21 protein-coding genes are annotated in these 21,632 nt (G+C 72.5%); 9 read left to right on the top strand and 12 right to left on the bottom strand.

Going from position 1 to position 21,632, the window contains the following annotated elements; translation table 11 throughout:
- Positions 1-73: 73 nt before the first annotated feature.
- A complete protein-coding gene (locus J2X68_RS01240; protein ID WP_310430509.1) occupies positions 74-1,183 on the bottom strand; it encodes a peptidoglycan-binding protein in 1,110 nt (369 codons plus the stop codon).
- 172 nt (positions 1,184-1,355) lie between these two features.
- Here J2X68_RS01240 and J2X68_RS01235 point away from each other — a divergent pair, with 172 nt between their 5' ends.
- Complete coding sequence (locus tag J2X68_RS01235; protein WP_310430508.1) at positions 1,356-3,401, top strand: MFS transporter; 2,046 nt, start codon at positions 1,356-1,358, stop codon at positions 3,399-3,401.
- Here the strand turns inward: J2X68_RS01235 and J2X68_RS01230 are convergent.
- Positions 3,394-3,909: a GNAT family N-acetyltransferase gene (locus tag J2X68_RS01230; protein WP_310430507.1), complete on the bottom strand. Its 516-nt coding sequence runs from the start codon at positions 3,907-3,909 to the stop codon at positions 3,394-3,396. The genes J2X68_RS01235 and J2X68_RS01230 overlap by 8 nt on opposite strands.
- A 154-nt stretch (positions 3,910-4,063) precedes the next feature.
- On the opposite strand from J2X68_RS01230, the gene J2X68_RS01225 reads away from it, so the two are divergent.
- Both J2X68_RS01225 and J2X68_RS01220 read left to right on the top strand, forming a co-directional pair.
- Positions 4,064-4,759, top strand: coding sequence for a hypothetical protein (locus J2X68_RS01225; RefSeq protein ID WP_310430506.1), 696 nt, complete (start codon positions 4,064-4,066; stop codon positions 4,757-4,759).
- 5 nt (positions 4,760-4,764) lie between these two features.
- Complete coding sequence (locus J2X68_RS01220; protein WP_310430505.1) at positions 4,765-5,637, top strand: hypothetical protein; 873 nt, start codon at positions 4,765-4,767, stop codon at positions 5,635-5,637.
- On the opposite strand, the gene J2X68_RS01215 is transcribed toward J2X68_RS01220, so the two are convergent.
- Positions 5,626-6,078 carry a DUF1992 domain-containing protein gene (locus tag J2X68_RS01215; protein WP_310430504.1) on the bottom strand — a complete coding sequence of 151 codons (453 nt, stop codon included), beginning with the start codon at positions 6,076-6,078 and terminating at the stop codon, positions 5,626-5,628. The genes J2X68_RS01220 and J2X68_RS01215 overlap by 12 nt on opposite strands.
- 117 nt (positions 6,079-6,195) lie before the next feature.
- On the opposite strand from J2X68_RS01215, the gene J2X68_RS01210 reads away from it, so the two are divergent.
- Positions 6,196-6,588 (top strand): hypothetical protein, encoded by a 393-nt coding sequence (locus J2X68_RS01210; protein WP_310430503.1) that lies wholly within the window; start codon positions 6,196-6,198, stop codon positions 6,586-6,588.
- 45 nt (positions 6,589-6,633) lie between these two features.
- On the opposite strand, the gene J2X68_RS01205 is transcribed toward J2X68_RS01210, so the two are convergent.
- Both J2X68_RS01205 and J2X68_RS01200 read right to left on the bottom strand, forming a co-directional pair.
- Positions 6,634-7,305: an O-methyltransferase gene (locus J2X68_RS01205; protein WP_310430502.1), complete on the bottom strand. Its 672-nt coding sequence runs from the start codon at positions 7,303-7,305 to the stop codon at positions 6,634-6,636.
- A gap of 89 nt (positions 7,306-7,394) precedes the next feature.
- Complete coding sequence (locus tag J2X68_RS01200; protein WP_310430501.1) at positions 7,395-8,864, bottom strand: DUF2330 domain-containing protein; 1,470 nt, start codon at positions 8,862-8,864, stop codon at positions 7,395-7,397.
- Positions 8,865-9,219: 355 nt separating this feature from the next.
- On the opposite strand from J2X68_RS01200, the gene J2X68_RS01195 reads away from it, so the two are divergent.
- The gene (locus tag J2X68_RS01195; protein ID WP_310430500.1) at positions 9,220-11,274 is read left to right on the top strand and encodes a bifunctional glycosyltransferase 87/phosphatase PAP2 family protein; all 2,055 of its coding nucleotides are present in this window, start codon (positions 9,220-9,222) and stop codon (positions 11,272-11,274) included.
- 24 nt (positions 11,275-11,298) lie between these two features.
- On the opposite strand, the gene J2X68_RS01190 is transcribed toward J2X68_RS01195, so the two are convergent.
- Both J2X68_RS01190 and J2X68_RS01185 read right to left on the bottom strand, forming a co-directional pair.
- Positions 11,299-13,671, bottom strand: a complete 2,373-nt coding sequence (locus J2X68_RS01190; RefSeq protein WP_310430499.1) for a hypothetical protein — start codon at positions 13,669-13,671, stop codon at positions 11,299-11,301.
- The gene (locus J2X68_RS01185) at positions 13,668-14,108 is read right to left on the bottom strand and encodes a hypothetical protein (RefSeq protein WP_310430498.1); all 441 of its coding nucleotides are present in this window, start codon (positions 14,106-14,108) and stop codon (positions 13,668-13,670) included. The genes J2X68_RS01190 and J2X68_RS01185 overlap by 4 nt, the downstream gene beginning before the upstream one ends.
- 139 nt (positions 14,109-14,247) lie before the next feature.
- Between J2X68_RS01185 and J2X68_RS01180 the strand changes: the two genes are divergently transcribed.
- Positions 14,248-14,628, top strand: coding sequence for a hypothetical protein (locus J2X68_RS01180; RefSeq protein ID WP_310430497.1), 381 nt, complete (start codon positions 14,248-14,250; stop codon positions 14,626-14,628).
- 27 nt (positions 14,629-14,655) lie between these two features.
- Here J2X68_RS01180 and J2X68_RS01175 read toward each other — a convergent pair whose 3' ends face one another.
- Positions 14,656-15,789, bottom strand: coding sequence for an acyltransferase (locus J2X68_RS01175; RefSeq protein WP_310430496.1), 1,134 nt, complete (start codon positions 15,787-15,789; stop codon positions 14,656-14,658).
- 301 nt (positions 15,790-16,090) lie between these two features.
- On the bottom strand, positions 16,091-16,534 hold the full coding sequence (locus J2X68_RS01170; protein WP_310430495.1) for an ATP-binding protein: 444 nt from the start codon (positions 16,532-16,534) through the stop codon (positions 16,091-16,093).
- Positions 16,535-16,617: 83 nt separating this feature from the next.
- Between J2X68_RS01170 and J2X68_RS01165 the strand changes: the two genes are divergently transcribed.
- Together J2X68_RS01165 and J2X68_RS01160 are read left to right on the top strand one after the other, a co-directional pair.
- On the top strand, positions 16,618-17,445 hold the full coding sequence (locus J2X68_RS01165; protein WP_310430494.1) for a helix-turn-helix transcriptional regulator: 828 nt from the start codon (positions 16,618-16,620) through the stop codon (positions 17,443-17,445).
- The gene (locus J2X68_RS01160; RefSeq protein ID WP_310430493.1) at positions 17,426-17,617 is read left to right on the top strand and encodes a DUF397 domain-containing protein; all 192 of its coding nucleotides are present in this window, start codon (positions 17,426-17,428) and stop codon (positions 17,615-17,617) included. Before J2X68_RS01165 ends, J2X68_RS01160 begins: the two co-directional genes overlap by 20 nt.
- Here J2X68_RS01160 and J2X68_RS01155 read toward each other — a convergent pair.
- Positions 17,601-18,770, bottom strand: a complete 1,170-nt coding sequence (locus J2X68_RS01155) for a steroid 3-ketoacyl-CoA thiolase (protein ID WP_310430492.1) — start codon at positions 18,768-18,770, stop codon at positions 17,601-17,603. The genes J2X68_RS01160 and J2X68_RS01155 overlap by 17 nt on opposite strands.
- A gap of 173 nt (positions 18,771-18,943) precedes the next feature.
- Here J2X68_RS01155 and J2X68_RS01150 point away from each other — a divergent pair, with 173 nt between their 5' ends.
- Complete coding sequence (locus tag J2X68_RS01150; protein WP_310430491.1) at positions 18,944-20,179, top strand: cytochrome P450; 1,236 nt, start codon at positions 18,944-18,946, stop codon at positions 20,177-20,179.
- 58 nt (positions 20,180-20,237) lie between these two features.
- Here the strand turns inward: J2X68_RS01150 and J2X68_RS01145 are convergent, their stop codons facing one another.
- Positions 20,238-20,921 (bottom strand): YoaK family protein, encoded by a 684-nt coding sequence (locus tag J2X68_RS01145; protein WP_310430490.1) that lies wholly within the window; start codon positions 20,919-20,921, stop codon positions 20,238-20,240.
- A gap of 126 nt (positions 20,922-21,047) precedes the next feature.
- Positions 21,048-21,464, bottom strand: a complete 417-nt coding sequence (locus tag J2X68_RS01140; protein ID WP_310430489.1) for a transglycosylase SLT domain-containing protein — start codon at positions 21,462-21,464, stop codon at positions 21,048-21,050.
- Positions 21,465-21,632: the final 168 nt, after the last annotated feature.

The raw sequence follows: 21,632 nt of genomic DNA, 5'->3' as shown, positions 1-21,632 counted from the left end.
GGCCCGGGGTGTCGTGGGTCCGGGGTGTCGTGGGTCCGGGGTGCGGTGGGTCCGGGGTGCGGTGGGCCGGGGGTCAGGGTTCTGTCGTTTCCGACTCCAGGCGGGCCCGGGTCAGCGGTCCGTAGACGCCCATGCCGTCTCCCGTCGTGCCTCGCGACCACTGGTAGTTGCGCAGGGCGTCCTCGACCTCGCCGGTGAACGTGCCGTCGGCCTCGCCGTTGTAGAGGAACAGCTGGCGCAGCCGCAGCTGGAGCTCGGTCACCTCGGCGCCCTTGTCGCCGCGCCGCAGGACGGCCGCCTCGCCGGAGTCGTCCTCGTCGTCCGTCCCGTCGCCGGGCGCCAGGGAGCCGGTCACGCGGGCGGTCGGCGTGGCCTGTCCGGCGTCCGCGGACGGGGACGGGGAGGGTGAGGCGCTCGACTCCGAGGCGGAGGGCGACGGGCTCTCGCTCTCGGAGGGCGACGGCGAAGCCTCGGAGGCCGACGGGGACGCGGAGCGGCTCGGCGACGCCGATGCCGAGGCCGCGCTGGTCGAGGCGTCCGGCACGGCCGCGCGCACGTCCTCGGGGGTGGCCCCGTCCCGCGTCGGCTTCTCGTAGGTGAACAGGCCGGAGGCGAATCCCGCCGCGGCGACCACGGCCACCGCGGCGGCGCTCGTCGCGATCAGCAGCGCGCGGCGACGGCGCGGGCGGTGCGGTTCCTCGTCGTCCGGGTGCGCGGCGCCGACGTCCGCCGCCTCGAACAGGCTCAGGTCGGTCGTGCTGGGACCGGACGGGGACGACGCCAGGGGTGTGGGCAGCGCCGCCGTCGCGTCCGGCGCCGGGTCCTCGGGGTGCACGGTGCGCAGCGGCATCGTCGCGTCGGCGGGGGCCGCCGGGGTGGCCGCGACCGTCGGCAGCGGCACGGTCACGTCGGCCGCGCCCGTGGAACCGCCCGCCCCGCCCCCGGACGGGGCAGTGGACTCGCCCCCGCCCTCGGTGCCGAGCTCGACGTAGGGCCGTATCCGCAGCGGATCGAAGTCCTCCGCGGCGGCCGCCTCCGTCGTGCGCGTGTCGCGCTGTGCCTCGGAGGCGCGCCGGGCGCAGGCGCACGACGGGGTGTTGTCGAGCGCGCGGAGCGCTCCGCACTCCGGGCACGGCAGTCCCTGCTGCCCCGAGCGCCCCTGGTGCCCCGTCGGATCGATCACGTGTTCGTCCCTCCCCATTCAAACTCCAGAGATTATGCAGATCCTTCACACGCCCCGCCGCCCGCGACCCCCGGAATGCCGCATTCCGTCAGGGCGCAAGAGGACTACAAGAGGCCATAACGGGTCACACCGATCACGATGGAGGGGGTCACCAGAGCCTCGGGAGGCATCCATGGTCTTGGACGCGCACAGCAGGGCGGCGGATCCCCGTGCGGAACACGTGTCCGGAAACGTTCTCGTCTCCATCGGCGCCCTCCTGCTCGGCATGCTGCTCGCCGCCCTGGACCAGACGATCGTGTCGACCGCCCTGCCCACGATCGTCAGCGACCTCGGTGGTATGGAGCACCTGTCCTGGGTGGTCACCGCGTATCTGCTGGCGTCGACGGCGGCGACCCCGCTCTGGGGCAAACTCGGTGACCAGTACGGGCGCAAGAAGCTGTTCCAGACCGCGATCGTCATCTTCCTGATCGGTTCGGCGCTGTGCGGAATGGCGCAAAACATGCCGCAGTTGATCGGTTTCCGCGCGCTCCAGGGACTGGGCGGCGGCGGCCTGATGGTGCTGTCGATGGCGATCGTCGGCGACCTCGTCCCGCCGCGCGACCGCGGTCGCTACCAGGGCCTGTTCGGCGCGGTGTTCGGCGCCACGAGCGTCCTCGGCCCGCTGCTGGGCGGCCTGTTCACCGAGCACCTGAGCTGGCGCTGGGTGTTCTACGTCAACCTGCCCGTCGGCGTCGTCGCCCTCGCCGTCATCGCGACCGCGCTGCGCATCCCGCGCAAGTCGACGAAGCACGTCATCGACTACCTCGGCACCTTCCTCATCGCCGCGGTCGCCACCAGCCTGGTCCTGGTGGCCTCGCTCGGCGGCACCACCTGGGACTGGGACTCGCCGCAGATCGTCGGCCTCGCGCTGCTCGGCGTGCTGCTGGCCGTGGCGTTCGTGGCCGTGGAACGGCGGGCCGCCGAACCGGTGCTCCCCCTGAAACTGTTCCGCATCCGCACCTTCACCCTCTCCGCGGTGATCAGCTTCATCGTCGGCTTCGCCATGTTCGGCGCGATGACGTACCTGCCGACCTTCCTCCAGGTGGTGCAGGGCGTCTCGCCGACCCTGTCCGGCGTGCACATGCTGCCGATGGTGGCGGGCCTGCTGCTGGCGTCCACCGCCTCCGGGCAGATCGTCAGCCGCACCGGCCGCTGGAAGGTGTTCCCGATCGCCGGCACCGGTGTCACCACACTCGGCCTGCTCCTCCTGCACCGGCTCGACGAGCACAGCTCCACGGGCGCGATGAGCGCCTGCTTCTTCGTGTTCGGCCTCGGACTCGGCCTGGTCATGCAGGTGCTGGTGCTGATCGTGCAGAACGCCGTCGCGTACGAGGACCTCGGCGTCGCCACCTCCGGCGCGACCTTCTTCCGCTCCATCGGCGCCTCCTTCGGCGTCGCGATCTTCGGCACGATCTTCGCCGGCCGCCTCGGCGACAAGCTCACGGAGGCCTTCCGCGGCCAGCAGCTCCCGTCCGGGCTGTCGGTGGACGGTCTCGAATCCGACCCGCGCGGCATCGCCGGGCTGCCGTCGACCCTGCGGCCGCAGGCCCTGGACGCGTACGCGTCCGCCATCACCGACGTCTTCCTGTACGCCGCCCCCGTCGCCCTGGTCGGCTTCGTCCTGGCCTGGTTCCTCAAGGAGGACCCGCTGCGCGCCTCGGTCACCGCGCCCGACGTGACCGAGACCCTCGCCAGCAACCCGGTGGAGCGGTCCTCGTACGACGAGGTGTGCCGGGCGCTGTCCGTCCTCGGCACCCGCGAGGGCCGCCGCGAGATCTACCGGGAGATCACCGCCCGGGCCGGCGAGGACCTCCTTCCGGCGTCGAGCTGGCTGCTGCTGCGGATCAAGCGGTACGGCAGCGTCGAGCCGAGCGTGCTCGCCGAGCACAACTCCGTCCCGCTGCCGGTGGTCATCGAGGCCGTCCGCCAGATCGAGGGGCGCGGGCTCGCCGTACGGGCGGGGCTCGACATGACGCTGACCGACGAGGGGCGCGAGGTCGCCGGCCGGCTCGCGCGGGTCCGTGAGGAGTCGCTGGCCGAGCTGCTCGGCGACTGGTGGGGCCCGGACCGGCCCACCGACCTGGTCCAGCTCGTCAGGGAACTGAACAGCGAGCTGTGCGGATCGGACCGGGAACAGCCGTACGGCGGACGGGTGATGCCCGACCACCGCCTCACCTGAGGTCCGGGGTGAGCGACTTGCCGAACCAGTGCTCGGCGTACGGGTCGGCGTTGTGCGGTTCGGTCTCCGCGTAGCCCAGCCGGGCGTACAGGGCACGGGCCTCGACGAGGTCGCCGCGGGTGTCGAGGATCATCCGGGTGGCGCCCAGCGCGCGGGCGGCGTCCTCGGCGGCCCGCACGAGGAGCGCCGCGCCGCCCCGGCCGCGCAGCTCCGCCCGGACGAAGACCCGGGTGAGCTCGGCGGTGTCGGCGGCCCGCAGCCGCACCCCCGCGGTGCCGGCCGGGTCCCCGCCGTACCGTCCGACGAGCAACTGCCCTCCCGGCGGGGCGAGTTCCGCGCCGTCGCCGTCGGCGATCGCGCGCTCCAGCTCGGCCGGATCGGTCCTGCGCCCCTCGTGCAGCAGGTAGTAACGGTCGCTGACCTCGGTGTAGTACGCCCGCCAGAGGGCGCGCGCGGCCGGCGCGTCGAAGGGTTCGGCGGTGATGGTCCAGGTCGGCGACGTCGTCATGGGGACATTGTCCGGAGGCGGCCCGGCGCGCCCGCAACCGGTTTTGCGCGGGCGTCCCCGTCTCCCGGGAACGGCGCGGGCCGTTTGGGAGGCGGAGTCGGGGCAACCCGATGCGTGAACCGGCCCGTGGGGCCGACACATCGGAAGGCAAGGCATGTCCACAGGAGTGATCATCGCTCTGATCGTGATCGTGGCGGCCATCGTCGCCGTCGCGGCCGTCATGGCCGTGCGGGCCCGCGGCTCGCACGGCGGACACGGTCTGAAGCGTCGCTTCGGGCCCGAGTACGACCGGGCCGTGGCCCGGCACAACGGCGACGTCAAGGCCGCCGAGCGCGAGCTCGACGCCCTCGTGGAGCGGCACGGCGGGCTGCGCGAGCGCCCGCTGGAGCCCGCGGAGCGGGAGAGGTTCGAGGCCCGCTGGACGGCCGCGCAGGAGCGGTTCGTCGACTCGCCGCGGGAGGCGGTCACCGAGGCCGACCGGCTGCTCGCGGAAGTGGCCGGCGCCCGGGGCTTCCCGGCCGGCGACCAGTACGAGGAGCAGCTGGCCGCGCTCTCCGTCCACCACGCCCACCACGTCCACGGCTACCGCCGCGTCCACCGGGTCGCCCGTGTGCGTGCCGACGGCGTCGGCACGCACGACGCGAGCGCGACCGGCACGTCCGGCGCACCCGGCACCGAGGACATGCGAGCCGCCATGGTCGAGGCGCGCGCCCTCTTCGACGACCTCGTCGGCGCGACCCCCCACGACGCAGGCCGCAACCGCGCGCAGCAGCGCGTGACCCAGGACAGCTCCCGCTCCGGCCACCACCTGCCGCGGGGCTTCCACCGTCACCAGACGAAGGAGGGCTGACCGGCATGCCGGACCTGACACCGAACAAGACCCCGGGCACGACGCGGAACACCGCACCGAACGGGACCCCGAACCCGACGACGGACACGACGCGTGACCCGGACGCGATACCGGACCCGGTCACGGGCCCGATCGCGGACCCGATCACGAGCGGGACTGCGGAGCACCGCCGACCGGCGGGCGACCGGGCCCGTGCGACGAAGCGCGGCGACACCGTACGGGCCGCCGACACCGCACGGCCCGCCGAGGCCGCGCGCACCGGCGACACCGTACGGACCGGCGAGGCCGCCTCGCCGGGTACGACCGCTCTGCCGGGGGAGGCCGTCCTGCCGGGGGAGAGGGGACGGACGTCGGCGGAGCCGCGCGGCACGACAGCCGTGGACGAGCCGACGCCGCTCGGCTCCGGCCTCGGCACGGGCGCCCCGTCGACCGGCCGGGCGGCCGGCGCCGGCCGCGACGCGGGCCCGCTCAGCGCCTCCGGTGAAGGGGCGACGCCCCGGCACCGGGACGCGGGCGCGGTGGACACCGTCACGGGCCGGGAACCGACGGCGACCGCCGGCGAGCACGGCGGTCACGGGGCGTCCCTCCTGCCGGACGACGAATGCGACCGGATCGCCTCGCGCATGCGGCACGCGGTCGTCGGGTTCGTCGACGGCCCGCGCGACGCCGTCGCGGAGGCCGACAAGGTGCTGGAGGAACTCGCCGCCCAGTTCACGGACGCCGTGGACCGGCGACGCCGGACCCTGCGCGGGACCTGGCAGTCGGGCGAGGGCGGCAAGGACCGCTCCGCGACGGCCGCGACGGCCACCGACACCGAGCAGCTCCGGCTGGCCCTGCGGGACTACCGCGAACTGACCGAGCGGCTGCTACACCTCTGAGCCCTCGGACCCTTCGGCCCCCGCGGCCGACCCGCCTGCCGCCGCCCGGCGCTCCCGCCACTCCCGTACGACCGCTTCGACGTCGTACGGCTTCATGCCCAGCGGGGGGCCGGGCGGCGGCTTGAACATCATGTCGCGCAGCCTGACGTTGACGTCCGTGACGATCTTCCGGACGAGACGTTCCGAGGGCGCCGCGTACGCCGCCGCGAGCGCGTCCTCCGCCTCCTTGCGCAGGGCGAGCGTCGGGGGCAGCACGGAAAGGCCCTCACGGGCCATCTTGCGCCTGATCCACCACAGTTCGTCGTACGTGGTGTCCGTACCGGCCGGCAACGGCTTTCCCGCGCCCGTCAGTTGGTCGAACTCGCCGCGCCGCTGAGCGTCACGGATCTGCTTGTCGACCCAGGACTCGAACGGGACACCCGGTGGCTTTCGCTCGGTCATGCGTCCATTGTGCCGGACGCGGTGGGGCCGGGCGATTTATCATGCGGCCGCTGTACAAGCACACTTAGGACCCACGACGCCGACAGGCATGTCGAAGACACCTCAAGGGGAGCGCACGTGCTCGAACTCACCATGGCCACCGTCTCCGGGACGGAAGAGGGCGCCACGGCCGGCATGCTGATGGCCGACTCGCCCAGCGACCCGGGTGCCGTGCTCCGGGTGGGCCGGGACAAGTCCGTGTGCCGCCTCGCGACCCCCGAGGACTGGCTGTTCGTCTCCCGGGTGCACCTGGAGTTCCTCTGCGGCCCCGAGGGCACCTGGCAGGTCTCGTGGCTGCGCGGGTCGCAGGACGAGCCGTCCTCCGAGGTGCGGCTGGTGAGCGGCGGGTACGCGCAGCCGCTCGCCTACGGCGGGACCATGCCGCTGGCCCGCGGCGGCTCCGGCGAGATCATCGTCCTCGACCGCACCGGGCCGCGCAGCGTCAACGTGGGCTTCTATCACGAGGCGTGACGGCAGCCGGGCGGGGGCGGCGCGGCCCCTGTCCGCGGGCGGGCCTCAGGCCAGCACGCGGGCCAGGGCGAAGCCGTCGTAGCCCTTCGTCCCCACCGTCTGGATGGCCGTGCCGCTCAGCCTCGGGTGCGAGCCGATCAGTTCGATCGCGGCGCGGGTGCCGACCACGTCTCCCGCGTCGCTGTCCGCGTCCGCGACCCGGCCGCCCCGTACGACGTTGTCGACGACGATCAGGCTGCCCGCGCTCGTGAGCTTCAGCGCCCACTCCAGGTAACGGGCGTTGTTGACCTTGTCGGCGTCGATGAAGACCAGGTCGAACGGCGGCGGGTTCTCGTCGGCCAGCAGCGGCAGCGACTCCAGGGCCGCCCCGACCCGCACCTCGACCAGCTTGTCCAGACCCGCGCGGGCGATGTTGCGGGTGGCGACCTCCGCGTGCCGGGGGCTGTACTCCAGCGAGATCAGCCGGCCGTCGGCCGGGAGCGCGCGGGCCAGCCAGATCGTGCTGTAACCGCCGAGCGTGCCGATCTCCAGGACCGTCCGGGCCCCCTGGATCTCGGCGAGCAGCTGGAGCAGCTTGCCCTGGTTCGCCGTGACGTTGACGTGCGGCAGCTCGGCGGCCTCGCTGTCGCGCAGCGCGGCCGCCGTCACCTCGTCGTCGGGGGCCAGGCGGTCCGTGAAGTAGGCCTCGACGGCGTCCCAGGCCTGCGACTCGCTCATGCGCTCTGCCTCTCGTGTACCTGACATATCCGGCGGTATGTCTCGTCAGGAATGCTAAGTCGCGCCCCACGGATCCCTGGCCGGGGCTTTCAGCCGTTCGGCGCAGGGGGCGCGGAAGGAGGCGCGAACGAGGCGGAAGGCTCGTCAGGGGGCGCGGGGGGCGTGGGCGGCGTGGGACGAGAGGGGCGCACGGAAGGCATCGGGGGCGTGCGGGGCGTGCGGGGTGCCGCGGACGGCTTCGGCGGCACGGAAGCGGGTGCGCGGCCGGGCGCGGCCGAGGAGTCGGGAGCGGCGACGGGCGGGGGAGGGGCGGCGGGGACGGGCGGCCGCGCGGGCCGCGGGGGAGCGCCCCGCGGGGACGGCGGCAGCGGGGGTACGGCAGGCGCGCCGGACGCCGAGGGGACGACGGGCGCCGGCACCCGGCCCGAGGCGTGGCGCGGGCGGGGAAGGGTCGCCCGGCGGGCCCGGCCCCAGCGGACGCCCAGCACGACCGCGACCGTGTTCAGGACGGCCAGTGCGCCCACCACCGTCAGCAGCCACACCGGGATCCCGGCCAGCGCGAGCAGCCGGTCCTCGTAGATCACCTGCCGGTACGCGGTGTCCGCCGGCGCCCGGCGCAGCTCATGGTCCCCGGAGATCTCCGAGGGCCGCGGGAACTCCTGGGCGACGGCCGTCAGGAACGGTGTGCCCTTCGCCAGCGCGGCCAGCGGCCCCGTCGCCTCGCCGAGCGGCCCGGCGAACGTCACCCGGGGCCGTTCGCCGCCGATCCGCGAGGCCGGTTCCATGCGGTGCGCGGCGAGGACGTACAGGCCCAGCGACTGCGGGGTCGCCGCCAGCCGGGACAACCGCATCGGATAGACGAGGGTGTCCGCGGCGAAGGTGAGGCGCAGCGGCTCGAGCTCGCCGCGCAGCGCGGTCCCGCTGCTCTCGGGGGTCAGCCGGACCGCCACGTACTCCCAGCGCCGGTCGACGTACGGCTGGAGCGCGCTCTCCAGGCGGCCCGGAAGGGTGAAGTCGTTGGCGCGCAGCCAGTCGTCGAGGTCCCCCGGGTCGCTGGCGGTCAGCCGGGCCACGTCGAACGGTCCGAGCCGCTCGCGTCCGATCACCCCGACCCCCGGCCCCGCCCCGGGCGGCGGCGGGACCGCCGTGTCGTCGCCCGTGGTCAGCGGCCAGTCGCCGTCCTGCGGCCAGAAGTGCCGGCGCGCGCGGTGCACCGGGGCGGTCGCCGCGGCCAGCTGGTCGAACAGCTCCGGATCGCCGAGCCCGACCGTCGCCCGGTGCGGCACGGGCATGATCCAGGCCGCCCGGTCGGCGTCCCCGTCGACCGTCAGCCGCATCACGATCTGTTCCTGCGCGCCGTCCCAGCGCACGACGGAGACCTCCCGGCCGACCACGACCTGCCGCTGGTCGCCCGGGACCAGCGCACCGCAGCCGCAGGCGTAGGCCGGTGCGACGAGCGAACCGAGCTGGATCGCCAGCAGCGCCAGGAGCACGGCCGTGATCCGCCCGCGTGACCGTGCCCGCCGCGCCGCCTCGCGTCCCCGCAGGAAACCTGCCATGCCTCGTGTCCCCTCCAGCACTCTCCGTACCCGCCAGCGCGCATTGTGGTGGCAACGACGGTACGGCTGAAGCCCTCGTTCCGTTCGTGGCCTGATCCAAATCCCGCCCGCTGAAGGCCCCCTGACCGTCCGGCATCCGACGCCGTGTCCCGGCCCGCGCCCCGTCTCGCATCCCGGCCCGTGGAAACGGCGGGGCCCCGGGAGCACTATCGTCTTCCGGACAAAAGGAGAGCGGACGTCAGGTGAAGTAGGGGTGGCCTGCGTCTCTGTCCGGGGGCGGTGCGAGTTTCGTAGGGTGCGAGAGGAAACTTCGCGCACGGGACGTGGGACGGACGCGGCGGGAGGCCGACGAGGCGTGGCGAATGCGGAGCACAGCGGGCGGCCGGCGGAGGCCTTCGGGGCTACGGCGGTCGACACGGCGAGGACACGTCTGCGCGCGGCCCGCCTCGGGTTCTGGCTGCTGGCGGCGGTCCTCGCGGTACGCCAGGTGGCCGTCGTCCTCGGCACCCCGCGCGGAGAACGGCTCACGGACCTGGAGACCTGGGTCGGACCGAACGGCGTGCTGCACGTCAACGGCTCGCTCTACGACTCCACCCGCTTCACGGGCACCCCCTTCGGCGGGCTCGTCCTCAAGCCCCTCACCCGGGCCGCCGAACAGGCCCTCGGCTGGGGCTGGACCTTCGGCACCCTGCTGCTGGTCGCCGCCCTCGGCCTGGTCGTGGCGCGTGCGCTGCCCCAGCCGGTCAGCAGACGGACGGCCCTGCTCGCCGCGCCCGTCGCGATCAGCCTGCTGATGCTGTCGCTGCCGGTGCGCAACACGCTCTGGCTCGGCCAGACCAGCATCATCCCGGTGCTGCTGGTCCTGCTCGGCTGCTTCGTCGTACGGGACGGGCGGGCCGCCGGCGCCCTGATCGGCGTGGCGGCGGCCCTCCAGCCCACGGTCCTGCTCTTCGCCGCGCTGCTGTGGTTCACCGGCCGCCGTCGCGCCGCGGCCGCCGCCGGCGTCTCCTTCGCCGCCGTCACCGCGCTCGCCTGGGCGGCGATGCCGCACGACTCGTACACCTACTGGGTGCACCACATGGCGGGCGTCGGACTCGGCGGCGAGGCCGACGCGCTCGCCAACCAGTCCCTGCACGGCGCCCTGCTCCGCCTCGGCCTCTCCGGCCCGCCGGAGATCGGCTTGTTCCTGTCGCTCGGCGCGGCCGTCGCCGTGCTGGGCGTCCGCCGGGCGGTCCGCTGTGCCCGCGACGGCCAGCTGCTGCTGGCGGTGGCCCTGACGGGCTGCGCGGCGATCGTCGTCTCGCCCACGACCTGGCAGCACCAGCTGCTGTGGGTCCTGCTCGCGGTCGTCGGCCGGGTCGGCAAGCGCGCCTCCGACCGCTATGTGTGGCCGGTGGCGGTGATCCTGGTGATGACCCTTCCGGCCAAGATGATGCTGCCGAACATGGCGGTCCTGTACCCGCTGCGGGACAACGCCGTGCTGCTGGCGGCGGTCGCGGCGGCCACCGTCGTCCCGTTCCTGCCGCGCACCTCCCCGTACTACCGCGAGCCCATCCCCACGGAGTACGCGCGCCCGGTCCCCACGCGCTGGAAGCACGTACCGCTGCTGCCCTTCCTCAAGCGGGTCCTGACCCGCCCCAACCTGCTCCTCGAACTCCTGCTGATCCGCGTGACGTACGCGGCCTACCAGCAGGTCCGGCTGGCGGCGACCGGCGGCTCGAACTCGGCGGGCCGGGTACGGGCGGAGAACCACGGACAGCAGATCCTCGACCTCGAACGCTTCCTGCACATCGACATCGAGCACTGGGCCAACCACGCGGTGGTGAAGGTCGCGTGGCTGCGGGACTTCTTCGACTTCTACTACGAGTCCTTCCACTTCGTGGTGCCGCTGTCAGTCCTCGCTCTTCTGTACTGGCGCCGCCCGGTCGACTACCGCTGGGCCCGCGCCTCCCTGGGCTTCGCGACCCTGCTCGCCCTGGTCGGTTTCTGGCTCTACCCGCTGGCCCCGCCCCGTCTGATGCCGGACCTCGGCGTCATCGACACGGTCCACGGCGTCCAGGACTTCTCCCAGCCGGACTACGGGACGCTGACGGCCCTGACGAACCAGTACGCGGCCATGCCGTCCCTGCACTTCGGCTGGTCCCTGTGGTGCGGGCTGGTCATCGCGATCGTCGCCCCGAAGTGGTGGATGAAGGCGCTGGGCCTGCTCCACCCGTTCTTCACGGTGTCGGCGATCGTGGCGACGGGCAACCACTGGGTGCTGGACGCGGTCGGCGGCGCGCTGGTGGTGGGCGGCGGCTTCGGCCTGTCGTACCTGTTCATGGGTCCGCGGGCGCGGCCGGCCGCGGCCACGGCGGTGACGGCGGCCGAACCGGCGCCGGCCGAGAAGGAGCCGTCGCCGAGCGGTTGACCACGGCTCGCTCCTCCCGGCCGCTCACTCCTCGTCGGCGCCCTCGGCCAGCCGTTCCTGGAGCAGTGCGTGCCGGAACTGGTAGACGGGGCCCGTCGCCCGCAGCAGATTGCGGCGCCGGGCGTCCTCCAGGAACCGCATCAGCCGGACGGGGGTGCCCTCCCGGTGATGGAGCTGCAGGGCGGCGAGGGCGGTGGCGACGGCGAGATTGCCGGCCACCGAGGTGGCGCCGGTCCACAGGAAGGCGGTCAGCGCGAACTCCGCTCCCCGCAGCCAGGACGTCGACCAGGCCACCATGGGGCCGATGTACAGCGCGAGGGCGAAGCCGGTGAGCAGCCCCAGGAAGAGGCGCAGCCCCAGGTGGTGCCGCCACACGTCACGAGGGCTCACCGACCGGGTGTCCACGACCGGCGGCCGGGCGAAGCCCTCACGCACCTTGTCGTAGCGTCCCGTCCCCACCGACAGGAAGGGAGCGCGGGCGAGGATGTCGTAGCCCCGACCCGTGGCCAGCACCTCGCCGAAACCCATGGGCAGCGTCACCAGATACCAGAACCAGTGCGGCGGCGGGTCGTCGACCAGCAGCGGGACCAGCAGGACGAGCGCCGTGCCCACGAACAGCCACTGCGCGACGCCCGACCCGACCGTCTCGCGGGTGAAGATGTCGCGCCGGCCGGCGCTCGACAGCGGCTGCGGGACGCTCAGCTCCGTGATCCGGCGGGCCACGGCGTAGCCGCCCCCGATCGCGCCGAGGGAAGCGGTCACCCCGACCAGGAGGGTCGGGTAGAGGCTCAGGGCCATGAGCACGCCGGGCGTCCCGCACACCACCGTGGCGAAGATCCACACGGCGAGCGTCCGGGGCCGGTGGCGCGTCCAGCCCGGTATGTGCCACCACCGCAGGTCACGGGAGTTCTCCCGGGTGAGGCGCCGGGCGATGTGGCGGAGCGTGCGTTCGGCGGTCTCGGGGGAGTAGCGCGGACGGGGGTGTCCGGGGCGCCGGGTGTAGGCGGCCGCGACCGCGTGATCGAGGAGGTGGTTCTCGATGGCCGCCGGGGTGGGAAAGCGCGCGGTGTCGAGCAGTTCGTCGACGGGGTCGTCGTCGCCGTAGACGTCGCGGAGCAGGGCCACGGCGAGCGGACCGGCGAGCGCGGCGGCGAGGGGTCCCGCGGCGAGGGGGCCCGCGGTGTGCGGTGCTGCGGTGTGCGGTCCGGTCTCGGTGAGCAGCCGCCCGGTGAGCTCCTGCCAGGCGGGCGACGGGGTCGAGGGCAGCCGGTTCAGCAGATACCCGGCGGCGTCGGCGGGCCGGACCGGCTGGATCTCCACCGCGAGGGCGCCGCCCAGCCGGGCCTTCTTCGCCGTGAGCACGGCCTCCCTGGCCCGCGAGACGAGCACCAGCCGGAAGGGTGCCGTCTCCAGCGCGCTGACCATGGCCCCGCGCAGCCTGCCGGTGACCTCGTCGAGGCCGTCGAGGAAGAGCGAGACGCGTCCCTGTTCCAGCAGCTGCCGGGCGCGGGCGCGCCCGGCCCGGCCGTGGAAGAGCGTGTACTCGCGGCAGAGCCGGTCCGCGGCCCAGTCGACGGCGGTGTCCTCACCGGGGTTCCAGCCGTCGAGGGACAGCAGCACGGGCACCGGTACCCGGGCCCGGTCGGCGGGCGCGGCCCGCGCGGCGCGATGGACGAGCGCGTCGAGGAGCAGCAGCACGGCGGCGGCGGTCTTGCCGGCGGCCGGCGCCCCGACGAGCAGCAGCCGCCCCGACGCCAACCCGCCGTAGACGGAGTGCAGTTCGGACAGCCCGCCGCCGTCACGGAGCTGCTCCCGGGTGGCCGGACCGAGCCCCGGCACCGGCGCGAACCGCGCCCGCCCCGCTCCCTCCCCGGTCGCCCCGACGACCCGCCCCGCCACCTTCCGCTCACTCACCCGCCACCGCACGGGCAGCGGCGCCGGTTCGAGCAGCCGCCGCAACCCGGCCTCCTCCTGCCACTGCGCGCCGACGACCCGGGCGAACTCGTCGGCGGTCGCGTCGAGGGGGTCGGCCGGGGCGGCGACGGGGGCGATGGGGGTGATCGGGGCGGTAGCGGCGAGGGGCGCGGGGGGCGCGGCGGAGGTGATGTGGTGATGGATGTACTGCGTGTTGTGGTCGCCGACCTGGAGGGCGGTGGGCCCGTGGAAGGCATTGCGGGAGAATGCGCCTCTGCCACCGGCGTCTCCGGCGCGGAAGTCCTCGCCGCCGGAGTCTCCGGCGCGGGCGTCTCCGGTGCCCGGGTCTCCGCCGCCGGGCTCCCGGTCGCCGGGCTGGAGGTCACGGGTGTTTGCGTGGCCGGGCTCCCGGTCGCCGGGCTCACGGTCGCGGGGCGGCAACTCGCCTCTGTCGGGAACGGGTTCCGGGTGGGGTTCGGTCATCTGCCGGACCCGAAATGGTTCTCCTGCCGGTTGTGATCGCCGGTCTGGACGGCGGTGGGCCCGTGGAAGGTGTTCCCGCTGACGACGCCACGGGACGGCCCGCCCTCGGTACCGAACTCCTTGCTGAGCTGCACGAGTTGCTCGACGAGCCGGGCTCGCTCGTCGTCCGCGAGGGTGTCGAGCAGCGAGGCGAACTCCCCTTGCCACAGCACCGCGTGCACCGCCCGCACCCGTTCCCGGTCGCTGTCGTCTGCGGCGTCGAGCACGGCCGCGGTCCGGTCGAGCCGGTCCAGCGCCGCGCGCTCGGCGTCGGCGTCCCCCCGTCCGACGAGCCGGGCGCACCGCACCCGGAACCACGCCCAGCCGTCCGCCCCGGCCGACTGCACGACGGCCATTCCCCCACCGGCCGCGGCCGCGGTCAACGCCTCGCTCAGCATGTTTCCGTCCCCTCCCCCTGGCCCCCGGCCCGCTGACTGCGCGCACGGGACAAAACGCATGGTACAGACGGTAGTTGGGGGTGATGGGGCGTTCCGATCGCCGGGAGGAGAGAATCACGCAATGGTCAGGAGGACGAGGGTGGGCGACACGAGGGCGTGGCTGACGCGGCGGACGCCGGTCCACTGGCTGACGCTCTCGGCGCTGTCGTGCGTGGGGCTGTTCCTCACGTGGTTCTGGGGAGCGTGGTCGGGCGGCCTGGACGTGGCGGAGACCTGCACGCTCCTCAAGGGCCAGAAGTTCGACGACGCCTACCGCACGGAGCACTGGCGCGAGCCGTCGCGGCTCTTCCCCCTGCACAACAAGTGCAACGCCTCGTACGACCTGGTGCCGTTCTGGATCAACCCGACGCTGGTCCTGCTGGCGCTCCTCGCCGTGGGCAGCCTGGTCGCGGCGGTCTGGACGACCGTCGTCCGGCTGCGTCGGTTCTGGCAGGGACGGCGGCCGACCTCGGCGCTCTGAGCCGGTGACGGCGACGGCCGCCCCGGCTCACCGAACGCTCACGTCGGCGGACGGGCGTGCGGGTGCGGAGGGCCGCCGGTGCCCTACGAGGCCGCGCAGCCGGCGCTCCGCGGGGCGTTCGACGCAGTGATAGGCCACGGCGGCGAGGGCGAGACTGACGACCAGCACTTCCGCCCAGAACACGAGCGTCTCACCGCCGGGCGCGGGCCTGCCCCACTCGAACACGGCCACCCTGATCACGATCTCGTGCAGGAGATACCAGGCGAACGACCAGTGCCCCAGCCGGATCATCCACGTCCCGCCCAGCCCCGTCCGGCGCCCGTCGAGGTCGGCACGGGCGGCGGCGCAGATCAGGGCCGCGAAGAACGGCGCGGAGAGCAACTGGGAGGCGGAGTAGGGGCTGTACCAGACGGCGTCCGGCACCGCGCCCGACCACGGGATCAGCACCAGATGCCAGCCGACGACGAGCCCGACGGCCACCGGCAGCGACACGGGCGGCCGCCAACCGCGCTGGAGCGCGAGCCCCGCCGCCACGCCGAGCACGAACTGCGCGGAGCGGGTCAGCGGCAGATAGTCGAGCGCCCAGGTACGAGTGGTCGGCGACGCCCCGGACAGGGCGGGCCACAGCAGCAGCGCGGCGAGGGTGGCCCCGGCCGCCGTCCACCCCCACACCCTGGCTCGCCGCCGGGCGAGCACGGCCAGCAGCACGGGAAAGGCCAGATAGAACCAGGCCTCGTCACTGAGCGACCAGGCGGCGGGATTACCCCCGGTGAAGATGACGGGCTGCGGGAACCACGCGTGCACGAGCAGCAAGGTCGCGCCCACCGCCTCGGCCGACACGGCCCGGTCCATGAGCGCCCACCACACCCCGACGGACGCGCCGACGCTGACCGCGAGCAACGGCCAGATCCGCGCGAACCGCCGCCACAGGAACACCCGCGCGGACACGCCCGCGCCGTCGTAGGTCCAGGCGAGCACGACCCCCGACAACACGAAGAAGAACGTGACCCCGCTCCGCCCGTACCAGACCACATCACTGACCCCCGGCACGGTCCCCACCTGCCGGGACAGGTGATAGAGCACGACCAGCGACGCGGCCCAGAACCGCAGCCCGGTGAGCGAGGGCAGGCGGTCACGGGTCATCGCGGGGGTGGGGGACAAGGGGGGTCCTCGGTCGTCGAAAACCGCGACTCTAACATCGCCGTTCGACGGCATCACAAGGGCACTCGACCGGCACCGGCGCCGCTCTGGCCGGCCTTCGGGATCTACCCGTGGACCGGGAGAACCGCACGCTCGAGAACTTCCTGATGCGTGGAGGGCCTGGGTGGGTGCTGTGCCTGGATGGCGCGCAACCCGCCGTGAGGCGGTCCCGGAGCAGCCCGACTGGCATCTCCTGGCCGCCCTGGTCATGGCGGCGCGAAGAGACGAATGAGTCACGGTGGCACTCGCTGTTCCATCGCCGTCACAGGGGATTGCTGCCCTGAGTGCGGGAGTTTCCGTACTCGAACCACACCGTCTTTCCGCCCCCGGGTGTCGGCGACACTCCCCACTTGTCGACCAGCGCGTCCAGGAGCAGCAGACCCCGGCCGCCTTCCGACTCCGGGTCCGACTTCGCCGGGGTCGGGAGCAGCCGGCCGTAGGCGTCCGTCACCTCTGCCCTTACTCCCGTCTGCTGCTTCAGCAGGAGCACCGTGCAGTGGCTGCCCGGGACGTGACGGATCACGTTCGCGATCAGTTCTGTCAGGGCCAACTCCACTGTGTCCGACAGGTGTTGCCGCTCCCAGTTCTCCAGGTGCATGCGGGCGATCCGGCGGATGTGGCGCGCCGAGTGCTCGCCGACCGTCAGGGTCATGCGGTACTGCGTGGAGACGGGGGAGGCGTAGATCGAGGGGAAGTATCCGTTCACGGTACGAGGGTGAACCGCGGCAACTACTCTGGGCTATGGATCGAATACAACCCGTTGTGTTGTGGTGTCGTGGGAGGGCCTGCGTGACCCATGTCAATGTTCTCGACCCGGGAGCTTCGCCGCTCGACTACTACGGGTTCGAGCTTCGGCGTTTGCGGGAGGCGGCTGGGCTTACGCAGAAGCAGCTCGGGGACATCCTCAATTACACCGGGTCGCTGGTGGGGCAGGTCGAGACCGCCCGGAAGGTGCCTACCGTCGAGTTCAGTGAGAGGGTCGATGCCGCTCTCGGAACCGGGGGTCTCTTTTCGCGGCTGGTGGAGCTCGTGCTGCGTTCTCAACTTCCTTCCTGGTTCCAGCAGGTGGGGGAGCTGGAGGCGCGTGCTGTCGAGATCTGTTCATTCCAGACCCACATGATCCTCGGCCTCCTTCAGACCGGCGCGTATGCGCGTGCGGTGCTCGGCGCGCTCGATCGGACCAACCTCGACGACCGCACTGCGGTGCGCATGGCTCGCCAGCGCATCTTCGAGAGGAAGGAGCCGCCGGTCTTCTGGGCGGTACTCAGTGAGGCTGCGCTACATCAGGAGATCGGCGGCCGGGACGTCATGCGCGGCCAACTGGCGCACCTGTTGTCCTTCGAGGACGACCCCCGCGTCAACATCCAGATCCTGCCCTTCACGGCCGGAGTGCACCTGGGGCTTCAAGGCTCGTTCGACGTCTACCGCTTCAACGGCGACCCGACCATTGTCTACACCGAGGGGTACGGCAGCGGGCATCCCACCGCCAACCCGGACACGGTCAAGGACTGTTCGCTCCGTTACGATCACCTTCGGGCCGCTGCCCTTTCCCTCGGGGACTCGGCGGAGCTGATCCGGCGTGTAATGGAGGAGCGTTATGGAGCTCAACTGGCGTAAGTCCAGCTACAGCGGTGATCAGGGCGGACAGTGCGTCGAGATCGCCCAGACTCCCGCCACCATCGCCATCCGTGACTCCAAGACCCCGGCGGGCCCGATCCTCACCATCGAGCCCGCCGTGTTCTCGACCTTCCTCGCCTGGACCGGCGGTGGCGCTACAGGCGCTGAATGATCGTGCCCGTCGCCAGTGCGCCGCCCGCGCACATGGTGATCAGGGCGAACTCCTTGTCCGTGCGTTCCAGTTCGTGCAGGGCCGTGGTGATGAGGCGGGCGCCCGTCGCGCCGACGGGGTGGCCGAGGGCTATCGCTCCGCCGTTGACGTTGACCTTGGACAGGTCCGCGTCGAAGATCTGCGCCCAGCTCAACACCACGGAGGCGAAAGCCTCGTTGATCTCGACGAGGTCGATGTCCCTCAGGGACATGCCCGCCTTGCCGAGGACGGCGCGGGTCGCGTCGATCGGGCCGTCCAGGTGGAAGTGCGGGTTGGCGCCCACCAGGGCCTGGGCGACGATCCTCGCCCTCGGCTTCAGCTTCAGGGCGCGGGCCATCCGCTTCGACGCCCACATGATCGCCGCCGCGCCGTCGCTGATCTGCGAGGAGTTGCCGGCCGTGTGGATCGCCGTCGGCATGACCGGTTTCAGGCGGGACAGAGCGTCGAGCGAGGTGTCGCGCAGGCCCTCGTCGCGGTCGACCAGGCGCCACATGCCCTGGCCCGCCGCCTGCTCGTCCTCCGTCGTCGGGACCTGGACGGCGAACGTCTCGCGTTTGAAGCGTTCCTCCGACCAGGCCGTCGCCGCCCGTTCCTGGGAGAGGAGACCCAGGGCGTCCACGTCCGACCGGCTCAAGCCCCGGTTGCGCGCGATGCGTTCGGCCGCCTCGAACTGGTTGGGGAGGTCGACGTTCCACTCGTCCGGGAAGGGTTTGCCGGGGCCGTGCTTCGAGCCCGAGCCGAGGGGGACGCGGGACATCGCCTCGACTCCGCAGCTGATGCCCACGTCGATCACGCCCGCCGCGATCATGTTCGCCGTCATGTGGCTCGCCTGCTGCGAGGAGCCGCACTGGCAGTCGACGGTCGTCGCGGCCGTCTCGTACGGGAGGCCCACGGTCAGCCAGGCGGTGCGGGCGGGGTTCATGGACTGTTCACCGGCGTGGGTCACCGTGCCGCCGACGATTTGCTCGACCGCGTCGGCGGGGATGCCGGTGCGGCCGAGTAGTTCGCGGTAGGTCTCGCCCAGGAGATAGGCGGGGTGCAGGTTGGCCAGCGCGCCGCCGCGCTTGCCGATGGGGGTGCGGACTGCTTCCACGATCACGGGTTCGGCGGCCATGGGTGCGGATCCCTTCGGAACTAGTACGTGTTCTAGTTCTCTGCTGTGTGCAGTCTGCTGACGTGATGTGCGTCACCGCAAGGGTCTTGCAGGCTCAAGGGTCCTGAACTACCTTCACCGCATCTATTTCTGATGAACCGTCAGATCGCGTCGTCAGATGGCTGGAGCCGCCGATGCCCTGTCCAGCGCTTCCCGACGGGTTCGACTTCACCGATCCCGACCTGCTGCAACACCATGTGCCGCTGCCGGAGTTCGCCGAATTGCGCGGTGCCGAACCGGTCCGCTGGATCCCTCAGACGGGCAATGTCGCCGGCTTCCAGGACGAGGGGTACTGGGCGGTGACCCGCCACGCGGATGTGAAGTACGTGTCCACCCACCCCGAGCTCTTCTCCTCCTACCTCAACACCGCGATCATCCGGTTCAACGAGCACATCGAACGGGATTCGATCGACGCCCAGCGGTTCATCCTGCTCAACATGGATCCGCCGGAACACACGCGCGTGCGGCAGATCGTGCAGCGCGGGTTCACGCCCCGGGCCATCCGGGCGCTGGAGGAGCGGCTGCGCAACCGGGCCACGGCGATCGTGGACCGGGCCCGCGCGCGGGACGGCTCCTTCGACTTCGTCACGTCCATCGCCTCGGAGCTGCCCCTCCAGGCCATCGCCGAGCTGATCGGCGTACCCCAGGACGACCGCTCGAAGATCTTCGACTGGTCCAACAAGATGATCGGGTACGACGATCCCGAGTTCGCCATCACCGCCGAGGTCGGGGCGCAGTCCGCCGCCGAGATCCTCGCGTACGCCATGAACATGGCCGCCGAGCGGAAGCAGTGCCCCGCCCACGACATCGTCTCGACGCTCGTGGCGGCCGAGAACGAGGGCAATCTCAACTCCGACGAGTTCGGCTTCTTCGTGCTGATGCTGGCCGTGGCCGGGAACGAGACGACCCGGAACGCCACCACGCACGGGATGCACGCCTTCCTCACCCATCCCGAGCAGTGGGAGCTGTACAAGCGGGAGCGGCCCGGCACCGCCGCCGAGGAGATCGTGCGCTGGGCCACGCCGGTCATCGCCTTCCAGCGGACCGCCACCCAGGACACCGAGCTGGGCGGCAAGCTGATCAGGAAAGGGGACCGGGTCGGGTTGTTCTACTCCTCCGCCAACCGCGACCCCGAGGTGTTCGAGCGGCCCGACGAGTTCGACGTCACCCGGGATCCGAATCCGCACCTCGGCTTCGGGGGCGGCGGGCCCCACTTCTGTCTCGGGAAGTCACTCGCCGTGCTCGAGATCAACCTCATCTTCAACGCCATCGCCGATGCCCTGCCCGACCTGAGGCTCGTGGGGGACCCGCGCCGGCTGCGGTCCGCCTGGATCAACGGGGTGAAGGAACTCCGGGTCAGCGCGGGGTGACGTGCGGCGGCCGGGAGCCGAGCCTTCGCGCTCCCGGCCTGCTTCCGGCCTTCGCCTTCTACTCCCGCCCGGACGCCGTCACCGCCAGTGCTCCCACGACCACCGCCGCGACCAGCAGCGGGACGGCGATGCCGTAGCGGAGGACCAGCCAGGCGCCGAGCGTCGCGCCGACGACCATGGCGATCACCGACGCCGTGCGCCGCGGGGAGTGGGTGCCCGCGCCGCCGCCCGCCCGGGAGTCCGAGGCCAGGCCGGTGAGGGTCATCGTCAGGACGGTGGTCGTGAGGTCGGCCACGCCGAGCTTGCGTACGGTCGCGTTGCGCAGGCCCATCGCGAACGCGGTCAGCGCGATGACCGAGTAGACGGTGACGGGGGCGTGGTCCGGGGCGGCGAAGGCCACCGCGGCCGAGACGGCCACCAGGGCCGCCTCCGCCGCCAGCGTCATCCTCGTCCACCTGCGGCGGGAGCCGGCCCCCAGGCGGCGGGACGTCCGGCCGCCGACGGCCGCGCCCACCAGGAAGCAGGCCAGCGAGGTCGCCGTGTGCGGGACGGAGAAGCCCGGGGCGCCGGCCGCCGCGAAGCCCAGCACGACGACGTTGCCGGTCATGTTGGCGGTGAAGACATGGCCGAGACCCAGGTAGCTGACCGCGTCGATCAGGCCGCTGACCACCGTCAGGGCGAGCAGCACGGGGACCAGGGGGACGCCCCGTGCTTCGGCGTCCTGGGCGGGCTCGGTCGTCATCGGGCCAGTGGATCACGCGAGGGTGAGAAATCGCGAAGGTGAGAAACGCCGAAGGCGGCGGCCCCGGGGATCGGGGGCCGCCGCCTTCGACGGTACGGGGGCGCTTGTCCAGCGCTGTGGCGTGGCTCAGTACCAGCCGTTGGCCTGCCAGAAGTTCCACGCGCCGACCGGGCTGCCGTAGCGGGAGTTCATGTAGTCCAGACCCCACTTGATCTGGGTCTTGGCGTTGCTCTTCCAGTCGGAGCCGGCCGAGGCCATCTTGGAGCCCGGAAGGGCCTGGACGAGACCGTAGGCGCCGGAGGAGGCGTTCTTGGCGGTGACGTTCCAGCCGCTCTCGTGCTTCACGATGTTGGAGAAGGCCTTGTACTGAGCCGCGTCCGGGATCATCTTGTGCGCGATCGCCTGGGCCTGGGAGGCGGAGGAGGTCGTCGCGGCGTGCGCGGGGGCGGCGGACAGCGCCATACCCGCGGTGGCGGCGGCCACGGCGATGCCGGTGAGGGCCTTCTTCGGGGAAGCGATGCGACGGATGACGGAGACGGACACGGAGAACCTTTTTTCTTCGGGGACGTTGGCGGTCGCTTGCATGCCGGAGTCACGCGGTGCGTGGCCGCACCGTGTGGTTGCGGTGGGTGGCTGCATGCCGTGGTGCCGAGGCCCTGTGGGCTCGTCGGCACCCTGCGACGTCATCCAGAGAAACAGGATCGAGCGCCG

Source organism: Streptomyces sp. 3330, assembly GCF_031456635.1.
In the GTDB taxonomy this organism is placed as follows: domain Bacteria; phylum Actinomycetota; class Actinomycetes; order Streptomycetales; family Streptomycetaceae; genus Streptomyces.
This window is presented reverse-complemented; position numbering and strand designations above follow the sequence as displayed.

Excerpts from the sequence above, each read along its gene's own strand:
- J2X68_RS01235 (WP_310430508.1), top strand. The coding sequence starts at position 1,356 with ATGGTCTTGGACGCGCACAGCAGGGCGGCGGATCCCCGTGCGGAACAC.
- J2X68_RS01155 (WP_310430492.1), bottom strand. The coding sequence starts at position 18,770 with ATGGCCGCCGAACCCGTGATCGTGGAAGCAGTCCGCACCCCCATCGGC.
- J2X68_RS01230 (WP_310430507.1), bottom strand. The coding sequence starts at position 3,909 with ATGACGACGTCGCCGACCTGGACCATCACCGCCGAACCCTTCGACGCG.
- J2X68_RS01190 (WP_310430499.1), bottom strand. The coding sequence starts at position 13,671 with ATGACCGAACCCCACCCGGAACCCGTTCCCGACAGAGGCGAGTTGCCG.
- J2X68_RS01225 (WP_310430506.1), top strand. The coding sequence starts at position 4,064 with ATGTCCACAGGAGTGATCATCGCTCTGATCGTGATCGTGGCGGCCATC.
- J2X68_RS01220 (WP_310430505.1), top strand. The coding sequence starts at position 4,765 with ATGCCGGACCTGACACCGAACAAGACCCCGGGCACGACGCGGAACACC.
- J2X68_RS01215 (WP_310430504.1), bottom strand. The coding sequence starts at position 6,078 with ATGACCGAGCGAAAGCCACCGGGTGTCCCGTTCGAGTCCTGGGTCGAC.
- J2X68_RS01145 (WP_310430490.1), bottom strand. The coding sequence starts at position 20,921 with ATGACGACCGAGCCCGCCCAGGACGCCGAAGCACGGGGCGTCCCCCTG.
- J2X68_RS01205 (WP_310430502.1), bottom strand. The coding sequence starts at position 7,305 with ATGAGCGAGTCGCAGGCCTGGGACGCCGTCGAGGCCTACTTCACGGAC.
- J2X68_RS01160 (WP_310430493.1), top strand. The coding sequence starts at position 17,426 with ATGGAGCTCAACTGGCGTAAGTCCAGCTACAGCGGTGATCAGGGCGGA.
- J2X68_RS01150 (WP_310430491.1), top strand. The coding sequence starts at position 18,944 with ATGCCCTGTCCAGCGCTTCCCGACGGGTTCGACTTCACCGATCCCGAC.
- J2X68_RS01200 (WP_310430501.1), bottom strand. The coding sequence starts at position 8,864 with ATGGCAGGTTTCCTGCGGGGACGCGAGGCGGCGCGGCGGGCACGGTCA.
- J2X68_RS01185 (WP_310430498.1), bottom strand. The coding sequence starts at position 14,108 with ATGCTGAGCGAGGCGTTGACCGCGGCCGCGGCCGGTGGGGGAATGGCC.